Here is an 11,168-nt window from a genome sequence, read left to right as displayed (position 1 = left end):
TTTACTGCACTTGGCATCCCCAAGACAGAGGCGATAGGCTAAATCCGTCCGGTGTCAGGGGAGGTCCGACCTCAACCCTATTTGTGCAACAAAGCCCATCCGGGCAAATAGAATTCACCTTACTTTCCTCACCCATGTAATCTATGGGGTTGTCGAGAGGCGCCCATTAGAAGTCCATACGCCATTTTCCAGGATGGAAACTTTAAAGTCGTTTTTAGATAAAAATTCCAAAAGGTCGTTTTTATTACTGCCTATTGCAAAGTGCGCATCGAGAGACGCTAGATTTCTATCAGACGAGAACCCCATACTTGACCTAAAAGTAAGGACTACCGCGGCCAAAATAACGGCGTTTGTGGCTTTCTTCATTACATCACCCCGATACTTTCCAAGTGGAGTGCCATCTTCTGTTTGCGCTCGTTGTTCAGTGTCCCAATCAAGACATATGTGCATATTGTAGCTCCGCGTTTGCACCTGTCGCGTTAGATGATCGCAAATGTGGTTTTGGTAGTAAGGTTTACCAGGACTTTTACCATTCAGCTACTGATCAAGGCATCGGCCATTGTAACTGTGACTCTCGCCTACTCCCCGGCCTCGATCATCGCCCGCACCTTCACCGCCTTTTCAAAATGATCCAGAGCGTGGGTCTGGATCCACCAGGTTGCGGCCTCCATCAGCAGTTCGGGGTCGTCATTTTTGTTGGCAAAGAAGGCGTAGAACGACAGGCCGACGCCCTCGCCCTTGGCGGCGATTTTCTTGTTGCAGACTTCGATAGCTTTGGTGCGCAGACTTGCTCGCATCTAGGTGTCTTCCCTTACTTCCCAATCGGACTTTAGCAACCTGAAACACATCCAGCGTGCAGCACCGTTGCCCAGATCCAACTCTTCTTCACCCATGTTGACTGCGCCCAGTTTGGCGGTCGCTTTCTGCGAACGGATGTTGGTGGGGTCGATGTGAAACCAGACATCAGGCCTGAATTTGAACACATGGCCCATCATCAGTGATTTCAGCTCGGCATTGACCGTGCCGCCCCAATAGGCGCGCCCTAGGAATGTGTAGCCGATCGAGATTTCCTGACCCGGAGTGGGGGCTACATAATAACGTGAGCAGCCGATGATTTTGCCGGTGCTTTTTTCCAGCACAACCACGGTTGCACCAGCTTCGTGCAGCGTATCGAAATAAGGGATAAAGACTTCCTTCAGGTGCCGATCCTTGGCGGGATGGCCAGCCCAGACCAAGGGGTCACTTGCCGCCTGATACAGCCCGTCAAAGTCATCTTCCGACAGGGGGCGAACAACCAGTGTTTCGCCAATGATGTAGGGTTGGAAATCAAAATCCATGTCAAAATCCACTCAATAAATAGCTGCAAATGTTGCGCAGTCAATCACTGCGCAACAGGTTCTCTTAGCTGCTTTACGCCGTGGCGTTGAACTCGCCTAACCGCGCCACATAGCGGGCCAACGTGTCGATCTCGAGGTTGATCTGGTCACCTAGTTTGACGTCGCCCCAAGTGGTCACTTCTTTGGTATGGGGGATGAAATTGATGTCAAAATCACAGCCGCGCACATCGTTTACCGTTAGCGAGGTGCCATTTAGCGCAACCGAGCCTTTGGGGGCGATGAACTTGGCCAGTTCAGCCGGAGCGCGCAGGGTGACGCGGGTGCTGTCGCCGGCCTCGACCATTTCGACCACTTCGGCGACGCCATCAACGTGGCCCGACACGATATGTCCGCCCAGCTCGTCGCCGACCTTTAGCGCGCGTTCTAGGTTGACCCGCTTACCCTCAAACCAGCCGTTGTCGCCGATGTTGGTTTTTGACACGGTTTCAGCAGAAATCTGCACGTCGTACCAATCGTCGCCTAGTGCAATCACTGTCAGGCAAACGCCGTCGCTGGCGATTGAGGCACCGATATCGATGCCCGTAGTGTCATAGTTAGTCCGGATGCGGGCGCGTAAATCGCCCTCTTGCTGCAGCTCGGTCACACGACCGACATCAGTAATGATACCTGTGAACATAACGCGCCCCTTGCTGGCCTGAAACTGTTGCAAAACTGGTAGACAGTGCACCCAATATGCACAAGCCCTGAACGCCGGGGCCTTGTCATTTGCCCTCCGCTGGACTTAGTTTCGCCGCAGTAACGCGTTAACCAAGACGTTATCCTAATTGGCTAATATGAGCGCCGTCATGACAACCGAAGCCACCACCAAACGCGTATTCCTTTTTTTGCAGGGACCACACGGGCCGTTTTTCAACGCCCTTGGCAAGATGCTGCGCGCTGCCGGGTGCGAGATCTGGCGGGTTGGTTTCAATGCGGGCGACCGGGCGTTCTGGCGTGATCGTGCCAGCTATATTCCCTATCAGGGCAGCCCTAACGATTGGTCATCGACGCTTGAGACCCTATTTGACAGCCATCAGGTCACTGACATTGTGCTGTATGGCGACACCCGTCCGATCCACGCCAAGGCCGTGGCTGAGGCAAAAGCCCGTGGCATTCGGGTTCATGTCTTTGAAGAAGGCTATATGCGGCCCTATTGGGTGACCTACGAACGCGGCGGGTCGAATGGAAACTCCAAGCTGATGGATATGACCATTCCCGGCATGCAAGAGGCACTGGAACTGTCCGATATGGAGGCCCCCCTGCCGCCGTCGCATTGGGGGGACATGCGGCAGCATATTTTCTATGGCGCCCTGTACCATTGGTTTGTGATGTTCCGGAACGGAAAGTACCGTGAATTTAGACCGCACCGGTCAATTCCGGTTACCAAGGAATTTCAGCTTTATCTAAAGCGGCTGGTACTGATGCCCGTTTTGGCTGTTCAGCGCCGTTTGGCCACATGGCGCATTCGTAACGGCGGCTTTCCTTACCATCTGGCCCTGCTGCAGTTGGAACACGACAGCTCGTTCCAGAAACACTCGCCATTCTCCACTATGAGCGACTTTTTGTCCGAGATCATCGCTGGCTTTGCCAAGGGTGCGCCGCAGCACCATCATTTGGTGGTCAAGGCCCACCCACTAGAAGATGGCCGGGTGCCAATCCGCAGCGAGGTCAAGCGGTTGGCCGCTGAGCACGGTATTTCAGATCGGGTGCATTATGTGCGCGGCGGCAAGCTGGCGCAGTTGTTGAACGAGGCCCGCACAGCGGTGACTGTCAATTCCACCGCAGGCCAGCAGGTGCTGTGGCGTGGCATTCCGCTAAAGGTGTTTGGCGATGCGGTTTATGCAAAACCTGAATTCGTCTCGACCCAACCGTTGACAGAATTCTTTGCGGCGGCCGCGCGTCCAGACAACAGGGCTTACAAAGATTATCGACGTTATTTGCTTGAGACATCGCAATTGTCCGGTGGCTTCTATTCGCGCAAGGGACGCAGGCAACTGTTGCGGCAGGTCGTCGACATGATGTTATCAGCGGATGACCCCTACGATGCACTTAAATCTGGCACAGCGGCCCCACGGCAACAGTTGCGTATCGTGAATTGAGCCTACGCCGTTGCAGCACTGGATTTTTGTCCCGCTTTCCGCTAACTTGGCAAAAAAAGACCGAGGCAGAACAATAATAGGTCGAGGAGACCGAGCAGTGAATTCCGTTCCCTTTCGGTGGGCACGCCCCATCGCTATGCTGGCCGCAGTTGCGCTTGCGGCCTCGTGCAGCTTGCCCCGCGTAGGCCCCAACAAGCGTGAAATCTACGCTGGATCAGTGCAAAAAGAGGGCGATGCCTTTGTAGTATCAGTCAACGACCGGGTGACCCGCGCAACAGCTGTGGTCCCGGCTCTTGGCTTTTCTCAGGCGTTTCAATCCGCTGGACAGCTGACATCTGACACTATTCGCCCCGGCGACGTTCTGGGCCTGACCATCTGGGAAAACGTTGACGACGGGCTGCTGGCGGGTGAGGTTTCCAACTCAACCGTGCTGGAAGAAGTTCAGGTCGACAGCGCCGGATTTATCTTTGTGCCCTATGCAGGCCGTGTGCGGGCGTCGGGCAATACGCCAGATCAACTGCGCAAGACCATCACCACAAAGCTGGAAGACCAAACGCCTGATCCGCAGGTGCAGGTGCGCCGACTGGCCGGTGACGGGTCTACTGTCAGCCTGGTTGGTGCGATCGGGGCGCCGGGCGTTTACCCGATTGAACGCCCAACCCGCACATTGGCAACCATGCTGGCGCAAGCCGGTGGGGTGTCGATCCAGCCAGATATCGCCCAGATCACGATGATCCGCGGCAATGAGCAGGGTAAGGTCTGGTTCCAGGATCTGTACGATCACCCGCAACTGGATATCGCTCTGCGTGGTGGCGACCGTATTCTGATCGAAGAAGACACTCGTTCGTTTACGGCACTGGGGGCCACTAGCTCTCAGGCACGTGTCCGGTTTGAAAGCCAGGATCTGTCAGCCCTTGAGGCGATTGCCCAGGTCGGCGGTCTGATTTCAACCTCGTCTGACCCTACTGGCGTTTTTGTGCTTCGCAACGAACCGGCTGAGATCGCTGGTCAGGTACTGGGCCGTGATGATCTGCAAGGTGCACAGCGCATGGTTTACGTGCTGAACCTGACCCAGCCCAATGGATTGTTCATCGCACGCGATTTCGTCATCCGTGATGGTGACACACTTTATGTCACCGAGGCACCTTACGCCCAGTGGACCAAGACCATCTCGCTCTTAGCTGCGCCACTGACGCCTTTGGCTAACATCAACACCCTGGCTGGCGGCTAACACTGATGCGCAGCCTTGATGACAGGCATGAGGCCGGGGGCAATCGCTCCCGGCTGTTTGTTTATAATGGCGGCTTTGTCACCCAAAAACGTTTACGACGCATTCTACACTTGGCGGGGTATGACATCCGGCTAGGTTTACCCGGCCCCGACGATCTGGTGGGCATATGGGGTAACTCACCTACCGCCCATCGTGGACGTCGGGTTGCTGAAACTCGGCAGGTTGGCTTGCTGCGGGTTGAGGATGCCTTTTTGCGATCTATCCACCCCGGACGCGCTGGCGAGCCGCCGGTAGGGTTGCAGCTTGACCGCGCGGGTGTGCATTTCGACCCGGCCAGCAAATCAGATCTGGAGCAAATGCTGGCAACAGCACCTTTGGATGACAGCGATCTGATGCGTCGGGCCCGCGATGCGGTATCGCGGCTGACCGAGGTTCAGCTTAGCAAGTATAACGCCTTTGATCCTGCTACCCCCACCCCAAAACCCGGCTATGTGCTGGTGGTGGATCAGGCCCGTGGCGATGCCTCGGTTGTGGCCAGCGGTGCGGATCGGGCGCGGTTTCTTGAGATGCTGGTTTTTGCACAAGAGGAAAATCCCGGCGCGCGGATTGTCATTAAGAGCCATCCAGAAACATCCCAAGGCTACCGTCCCGGCCATTACGGCCCAGAGGATGCCAATGATCGCATCACCCTGCTGACTGACCCAGTGTCGCCGTGGGAACTGTTGGACGGTGCTATTGGTGTCTATACCGTTTCCTCGCAAATGGGGTTTGAGGCTATTTTGGCGGGCCACAAGCCACGGATCTTTGGTCAGCCGTTCTATGCTGGTTGGGGGTTAACCCAAGATGAGTTCCCACTGGCCCGACGTCAGCGACAACTGACGCGACAGCAGCTTTGTGCGGCGACGATGTTCCTGTACCCGGTCTGGTACGATCCGTTTCGCGATCAGCTGTGTGAGCTGGAGACTGTGCTCGATAATCTGGAAACGCAGGTGCACGCATGGCGGCAAGACCGGCTTGGCTGGGCCGCGTCAGGGATGCGCCTGTGGAAACGTCGCCCGTTGCAAAAGATGTTCGGCAGCGAAAAGAACCTGCTGTTCACGGATGACGTCAACAAGGCAAAGGCAAGTGGCCGTAGCTGGATGGTTTGGGCCAGCAAGGCCGGGGCGGAGCATCAGGGGGCCACACGGGTCGAAGATGGCTTTCTGCGCTCACGTGGGTTGGGGGCCGAGTTGGTGCCACCGCTGTCGTTGGTCACAGATCAGCAGGGCATTTATTATGACCCTACCCAGCCGAGCGACCTTGAGGATCTGATCACGCAACGTGTTCGCCTGACCGAAGCTCAGGACCGCCGCGCTGAAAATCTGTTGCGTAGCTTGGTTCAGTCCAGCCTGTCAAAATACAATCTGGGTGGTGAGGCACCGAAGCTTCCAGCTGGGTATCGCATCCTGGTGCCGGGTCAGGTCGAGGATGATGCCTCGATCCGAACTGGCGCAGGCAAGATCCACACCAATCTGGATTTGTTGCGTACCACGCGAGCTGCCAACCCGGATGCAATTATCATCTACAAACCCCACCCGGATGTAGAGGCCGGATTGCGCAGCGGTGAAATCGAAGCCGAGGGGCTGGCGGATGTAGTGGCCCACAGCAGTGATCCCATAGCCCTGTGTGATCAGGTTGACGAGCTATGGACCATGACCTCGCTCATGGGATTCGAGGCGCTGCTGCGTGGCGTCAAGGTTACCACTCTGGGCACCCCGTTCTATTCAGGCTGGGGCCTGACGCAGGATCTGTCCAAACAGCCCGAACGGCGGCAAGCACGTCCCAGCCTGCTGGGATTGGTTCATGCAACGCTGATCGACTACCCGCGTTATTGCGACCCGATCACCGGGCTGCCCTGCCCGGTTGAGGTGGCTGTGCGCCGTCTGCAAAGTGGAGAAATCCCGCATCCCGGCATGGCCAATCGGGCCCTGTCCAAATTGCAGGGATTGTTGGCCACCTATGCGCACCTGTGGCGATAGATGGCCACTGAGTTGTTTTTACAATGATCGCGTCCAGCGGTGCTCGATGTCCGGTCCAATCTGGCGGGTTTCAAGCAGCTTGAACCGGGGGGCTTGCTCTAACCGGTTCAGGCCCAACGTGCCTATCATCGGCAGGCCTTCGGCGCCGATGCCTAGTCCAGCAGTATAGCCGACCAACTCGTCCACCAGATCAGCAGCCAGCAATGACGCAGCCAGCGCGCCGCCACCTTCGCAGAACACACGAGTCAAACCGGCTTTGCCCAGTTGTTGCAGAATATCCGCCGCGTCGACCTGCGTTCCTCGGACCGCACAGGGCAGCAGCTTTGCCCCTATACCTTCCCAGGCCTTTAACCGTTCGATATCAGCCCCCGGACCGTGACACAGCCAAAGGGGCACGTCCATGGCGGTGCGCGCCAGTTGGCTAAGCAACGGCAGATCCAGATGTCGAGAGATCACCACCCGCACCGGCTGCTGCGCGATTCCCAGATCCCGAACCGTCAGCGACGGATCATCGGCGCGCGCAGTACCAGCACCGACCATTACAGCGTCATGACGAGACCGCATTGCATGCACAGCCCTGCGCGCCTCGGGGCCAGTGATCCACTGACTGTGGCCACTGCTGGTAGCTATACGGCCATCAAAACTGCTCGCTAGTTTCAGTGTCACAAACGGACGCCCCTGTTCGGTTTTCAGGAAGAAGCCAGCATGATCGCGGGCTGCCTGTTCGGCCAGAACCCCCGTCTTGACTTGGATTCCAGACATGCGCAGTCTTTCAAACCCCTGCCCTGACACCCGCGGATCGCTGTCTTCGATTGCAGCCACAACACGGGCAACACCAGCATCAATCAGAGCCTGCGAACACGGAGGCGTTTCGCCATGGTGCGAACAGGGTTCTAGCGTCACATAGGCGGTTGCGCCCTTGGCCCGCTGTCCAGCCTGAGCCAATGCCATCGTTTCGGCATGCGGTCGTCCACCCGGCTGTGTCCAGCCACGGCCAACGATCCGGTCACCTTGAACCACAACACAGCCCACCGCCGGGTTGGGCCAGCACAGTCCCTGACCGCGCCGCCCCAGACTAAGTGCCAGCGCCATGAACCGGCTGTCAGTATTGCTCACTCTTCTGGCGGCAACATTGGCCGCAACTCGTGGACGAAGTCCTCAAAATCATCAGCCGCCTGGAAATTCTTGTAGACACTGGCAAAGCGCACATAGGCCACAGTGTCGATCCGCGCCAGCGACTCCATCACGATCTCGCCAATCCGGTTGGACTGAATATCCGTGTCGCCCATGCTTTCCAGCCGCCGCACGATACCAGAGATCATCTGATCAATCCGATCAGGATCAACTGGGCGTTTCTGCATCGAGATACGAATGGATCTCTCTAGCTTGTCGCGGTCAAAGTCTTCGCGTTTACCTTTTGACTTGATCACAACCAAGTCACGCAACTGGACCCGTTCATATGTGGTGAAACGCCCACCGCAAGCCGGACAAAAGCGACGTCGCCGGATTGCGACGTGGTCCTCGGCGGGCCGGGAGTCTTTTACCTGAGTATCAACATTCCCGCAAAACGGACAGCGCATTAACAGTTCCCCTCAATCAACTCGACCATAATTTGTACGAAGACTAACATAGTTATCCACAGTTATAGGGCAGCCGCTAGGATTTGGGTAGAGGGATATTTACACCCCTAAATACGGGCTGTCAGGTCAAGTGGGCCACAACCCTGCGGCTGAGTGCAGCGTTGCGATGTTCGAACAGGTAGATCCCCTGCCAGGTGCCGAGCATCAACTGCCCCTGCTGAACCGGAATTGACTGGCTGACCGGCATCATCGCTGCTTTGATATGCGCGGGCATATCATCCGGGCCTTCGTATGTATGGCGCAGATACCCCATCGATGGATCACTGCTGGGTGGCACCAATCGGTGAAAGAACGCCTGCAAATCGCCCTGCACCTCGGGGTCGGCGTTTTCCGGTATCAAGAGAGAGCAAGAGGTATGTTGGACAAACAGCGTCAGCAGGCCGCATTGCCGACCCTGCTCGGCAATGCGGCCGTGAACCCGACCGGTGAACTCGTACAAGCCGGGGCCCTGAGTTTCTATTTCCAGCTGGGATTGCATTCCCTTGTTAGAACCCAATCCCAATGCCAAACCCTGAGTGAAAAAATCCAGGTCGACGGTGACACATATCAAATGCATATGTCAGGGAACGGGAATACCCAACAGTCAGAACATCCAGGATCAGGTTCGACTCGTAAGGTTCAATGCCGATCGCGTCTGGGCTCATTGTAAATCTTACAGCATCCCTTGCCCCGGTAGTCACGCCGCGACCGATACCACTGACAACATAGATTTTTGTCTTCCAAGGTGCGCGCACGACACGGCGCACATAGTCCCCCACGCCACACCAGTAATCCTCTTTGTGGGCCCCCGGGCGACCGATCACCTCAATGACATTCTTATCCACCCTGTTGACGTAGAGAGAGTTGATCGCGCGGAACTCTTGCGCCGTCAGTGGAAGCGCCACCGAACAAGCGGCTATAATTATAAGGTGTCTAAAAATCTGTTTCACTATCTATCTCCAGTCCGAGCTTTATCAGTATTGTCCCAGCCGGTAGACACTTGCATCTCTGAGACGCGATCGGACAAACATGTAAACGTTCAACGGTTATATCAAGTCGAGTAGGAATGGATCGCAGTCCGTATCAGCACTTTGCACGGTTTTTGCACTGCCAGGATTGAACCCGTTGAACTGAAATATTCCATTGGACTGGGCCTGAGCACCAACAGGCTCAAGACTAAACAGAACAGTATCCTTGCGTCCCGACACTTCGCCTGTTCCAAGGCCTCGAACAACATAAAATGGTGTTTGCCAGCCCGCCCCAAGAAAGCGACGCGCGTATTCCGAGCCCGCGCACCAAAAGGCGGCGCGCGTGCTGCCTATTGGCGGCACCACCTCAAAAACAACACCATCATGAGGATAGGCCCGCGCTCCATAACTTAAGCTTTTGAAATTGTTGGCCTCAACTGCGCAAGCTGCGACGGCAGTCATGCAGATAGCCATAATTGACAGAGAATTTTTCATGTGTGTCCAAAACATAGGGCGCCGGCGTGGCGCGTTAATTGTCATCATAATACGCAGCTTGTGCCGACACACCAGCCTCTCGCCCAATCCTATTGCGCTTCGGGCAAAACACCGCCCAAACAGTTATTTACTACTGGGACCCAGCGTCGTGCCAAGCGTTTGCCAGCGGTGACATGTTTATTCGCACTGTGCCTTCATCACAAATCAACAGTGCCAGACGGTTGTCGTCTTCGTGCACCGAAATTTGCCCCTCGGGCGCGGACTCCCCTTCTGACAACCGGTCAGCACTAAAGCTAATCAAATAGGAAACTGATTTGTTAAAAAACCGGACCTCTTCCCAATAGTAGCGTCCGATCCCAGACCACGGGGTAAATTCGATTTCCTTCAGGCTGCGCTGCAAGAACAAATCAGGCGCGCGCCCTATCCGGCCATAGGCATAGCTATAGTCATCACCATCCTGACAGATATGGACAGCTTTCTTGCCGTGAGAGAATGTACAGGTGAACAGCTCAGCGCCATTCTGGCACTGAGCCCAGACTGCAGGTGCAATCAGGGTGAAGGTCAGACTGGCCATTAGCGTACGGAGCATGGGATCATCCTTGTTGCGCGATCGCTGCAAGGGATAGCCTGCCTTAGGTGGAAATACCAGAATCCAAGAAATGACCTAGTGTCAGCCTGGGAACTGGATGATCTCGGCCGATTGGCGCGGGGCCATAGCGTTAAGGATAAGAGCTAGAACATCCTGCATTGCCTCGTCTTCGCCAAATTTTTTCCGCGCAATCTGACGCATAAATGACCGCGCAGCCTCGGCATCCAGCGCCTTCAGCTTAGCCTCGTGGTCACGCACAGCGTCGATCATGAACTGATTGGCCAGCACCATGGCGTTCAGCGACTGAAGCTTATCCCCCAAGACGCCTAGCGCCTCATTCAGGTTTGAATTTGCAGACATCGTTTTCCCCAAGCGAATACGTACCTCGAATGGTAATAGTCTAGAGAGGCCACTGGCGTTGGGCAATGCAAGAGGTTAGCAAATGGTTAACGGCGCGCAACCAAGCCTAGTTGAACAGCCGATCGCCCATCTGGTCGATTGCGACCTTGGCCTTTTGAATCGCGGCCTCAACCGCCGCTTCGTTTGAGTTGAGCGTGTCAGCGCGGATGAGTTTGTGAATTTTCAACTCACCATCGATTTCCTTCTCAACCCTCGCAGCTAGGCGGTAGTGTTTTCCCTCGGCAATCGGATCGGGGAAGATGGCGAAACCCTTGTACATCTCAGGCTCAGGAGCCTTGGGGGCCGCCGCGTCGGACCCGCCGAAGAGTTTTTTCAAAAAGGACATGTCAGGCTCCTACTCGTTTTGGCGGATG

General features: G+C 55.9%; 14 protein-coding genes. 3 read left to right on the top strand and 11 right to left on the bottom strand.

All coding sequences use genetic code 11. The annotated features are described in order from the left end of the window. Positions 1-578 precede the first annotated feature (578 nt). The 3 genes from DL239_RS19250 to DL239_RS19240 form a co-directional block, all read right to left on the bottom strand. Positions 579-797: a DUF6500 family protein gene (locus DL239_RS19250; RefSeq protein ID WP_167685732.1), complete on the bottom strand. Its 219-nt coding sequence runs from the start codon at positions 795-797 to the stop codon at positions 579-581. After that, entirely contained in the window at positions 798-1,349 is a 552-nt protein-coding gene (locus DL239_RS19245; protein WP_206188542.1) for a GNAT family N-acetyltransferase, read from the bottom strand. A gap of 61 nt (positions 1,350-1,410) precedes the next feature. Continuing rightward, positions 1,411-2,013: a riboflavin synthase gene (locus tag DL239_RS19240; RefSeq protein WP_167685730.1), complete on the bottom strand. Its 603-nt coding sequence runs from the start codon at positions 2,011-2,013 to the stop codon at positions 1,411-1,413. 157 nt (positions 2,014-2,170) lie between these two features. Between DL239_RS19240 and DL239_RS19235 the strand changes: the two genes are divergently transcribed. The 3 genes from DL239_RS19235 (at position 2,171) to DL239_RS19225 (ending at position 6,724) form a co-directional block, all read left to right on the top strand. Further along, entirely contained in the window at positions 2,171-3,475 is a 1,305-nt protein-coding gene (locus tag DL239_RS19235) for a capsule polysaccharide biogenesis protein (RefSeq protein ID WP_240932021.1), read from the top strand. Between the two features lie 97 nt (positions 3,476-3,572). Then, positions 3,573-4,706 (top strand): polysaccharide biosynthesis/export family protein, encoded by a 1,134-nt coding sequence (locus tag DL239_RS19230; protein WP_167685728.1) that lies wholly within the window; start codon positions 3,573-3,575, stop codon positions 4,704-4,706. 5 nt (positions 4,707-4,711) lie between these two features. Next, positions 4,712-6,724, top strand: a complete 2,013-nt coding sequence (locus DL239_RS19225) for a capsule polysaccharide biogenesis protein (RefSeq protein ID WP_167685727.1) — start codon at positions 4,712-4,714, stop codon at positions 6,722-6,724. Between the two features lie 18 nt (positions 6,725-6,742). Here the strand turns inward: DL239_RS19225 and ribD are convergent, their stop codons facing one another. The 8 genes from ribD to DL239_RS19185 form a co-directional block, all read right to left on the bottom strand. Further along, a complete protein-coding gene (gene ribD / locus DL239_RS19220; RefSeq protein WP_167685726.1) occupies positions 6,743-7,840 on the bottom strand; it encodes a bifunctional diaminohydroxyphosphoribosylaminopyrimidine deaminase/5-amino-6-(5-phosphoribosylamino)uracil reductase RibD in 1,098 nt (365 codons plus the stop codon). After that, entirely contained in the window at positions 7,837-8,304 is a 468-nt protein-coding gene (gene nrdR, locus DL239_RS19215) for a transcriptional regulator NrdR (protein WP_167685725.1), read from the bottom strand. The genes ribD and nrdR overlap by 4 nt, the downstream gene beginning before the upstream one ends. 121 nt (positions 8,305-8,425) lie before the next feature. Next, entirely contained in the window at positions 8,426-8,842 is a 417-nt protein-coding gene (locus DL239_RS19210) for a secondary thiamine-phosphate synthase enzyme YjbQ (RefSeq protein WP_167685724.1), read from the bottom strand. 7 nt (positions 8,843-8,849) lie between these two features. Further along, positions 8,850-9,293 (bottom strand): hypothetical protein, encoded by a 444-nt coding sequence (locus tag DL239_RS19205; RefSeq protein ID WP_167685723.1) that lies wholly within the window; start codon positions 9,291-9,293, stop codon positions 8,850-8,852. A 96-nt stretch (positions 9,294-9,389) separates the two neighbouring features. Next, a complete protein-coding gene (locus DL239_RS19200; RefSeq protein ID WP_206188541.1) occupies positions 9,390-9,773 on the bottom strand; it encodes a hypothetical protein in 384 nt (127 codons plus the stop codon). A 163-nt stretch (positions 9,774-9,936) separates the two neighbouring features. Beyond that, on the bottom strand, positions 9,937-10,395 hold the full coding sequence (locus DL239_RS19195) for a hypothetical protein (protein ID WP_167685721.1): 459 nt from the start codon (positions 10,393-10,395) through the stop codon (positions 9,937-9,939). 81 nt (positions 10,396-10,476) lie between these two features. Then, a complete protein-coding gene (locus DL239_RS19190; RefSeq protein WP_167685720.1) occupies positions 10,477-10,755 on the bottom strand; it encodes a hypothetical protein in 279 nt (92 codons plus the stop codon). Positions 10,756-10,861: 106 nt separating this feature from the next. Next, positions 10,862-11,140, bottom strand: a complete 279-nt coding sequence (locus tag DL239_RS19185; protein WP_167685719.1) for an HlyU family transcriptional regulator — start codon at positions 11,138-11,140, stop codon at positions 10,862-10,864. Positions 11,141-11,168: the final 28 nt, after the last annotated feature.

It is taken from the genome of Parasedimentitalea denitrificans (assembly GCF_011813015.1).
In the GTDB taxonomy this organism is placed as follows: domain Bacteria; phylum Pseudomonadota; class Alphaproteobacteria; order Rhodobacterales; family Rhodobacteraceae; genus Parasedimentitalea; species Parasedimentitalea denitrificans.
Note: the sequence above shows the minus strand (reverse complement) of the source record. Positions and strands in the feature narration are given on the sequence as shown.

Excerpts from the sequence above, each read along its gene's own strand:
- DL239_RS19250 (WP_167685732.1), bottom strand. The coding sequence starts at position 797 with ATGCGAGCAAGTCTGCGCACCAAAGCTATCGAAGTCTGCAACAAGAAA.
- DL239_RS19240 (WP_167685730.1), bottom strand. The coding sequence starts at position 2,013 with ATGTTCACAGGTATCATTACTGATGTCGGTCGTGTGACCGAGCTGCAG.
- DL239_RS19235 (WP_240932021.1), top strand. The coding sequence starts at position 2,171 with ATGAGCGCCGTCATGACAACCGAAGCCACCACCAAACGCGTATTCCTT.
- DL239_RS19225 (WP_167685727.1), top strand. The coding sequence starts at position 4,712 with ATGCGCAGCCTTGATGACAGGCATGAGGCCGGGGGCAATCGCTCCCGG.
- nrdR (WP_167685725.1), bottom strand. The coding sequence starts at position 8,304 with ATGCGCTGTCCGTTTTGCGGGAATGTTGATACTCAGGTAAAAGACTCC.
- DL239_RS19210 (WP_167685724.1), bottom strand. The coding sequence starts at position 8,842 with ATGCAATCCCAGCTGGAAATAGAAACTCAGGGCCCCGGCTTGTACGAG.
- DL239_RS19200 (WP_206188541.1), bottom strand. The coding sequence starts at position 9,773 with ATGACTGCCGTCGCAGCTTGCGCAGTTGAGGCCAACAATTTCAAAAGC.
- DL239_RS19195 (WP_167685721.1), bottom strand. The coding sequence starts at position 10,395 with ATGCTCCGTACGCTAATGGCCAGTCTGACCTTCACCCTGATTGCACCT.
- DL239_RS19190 (WP_167685720.1), bottom strand. The coding sequence starts at position 10,755 with ATGTCTGCAAATTCAAACCTGAATGAGGCGCTAGGCGTCTTGGGGGAT.
- DL239_RS19185 (WP_167685719.1), bottom strand. The coding sequence starts at position 11,140 with ATGTCCTTTTTGAAAAAACTCTTCGGCGGGTCCGACGCGGCGGCCCCC.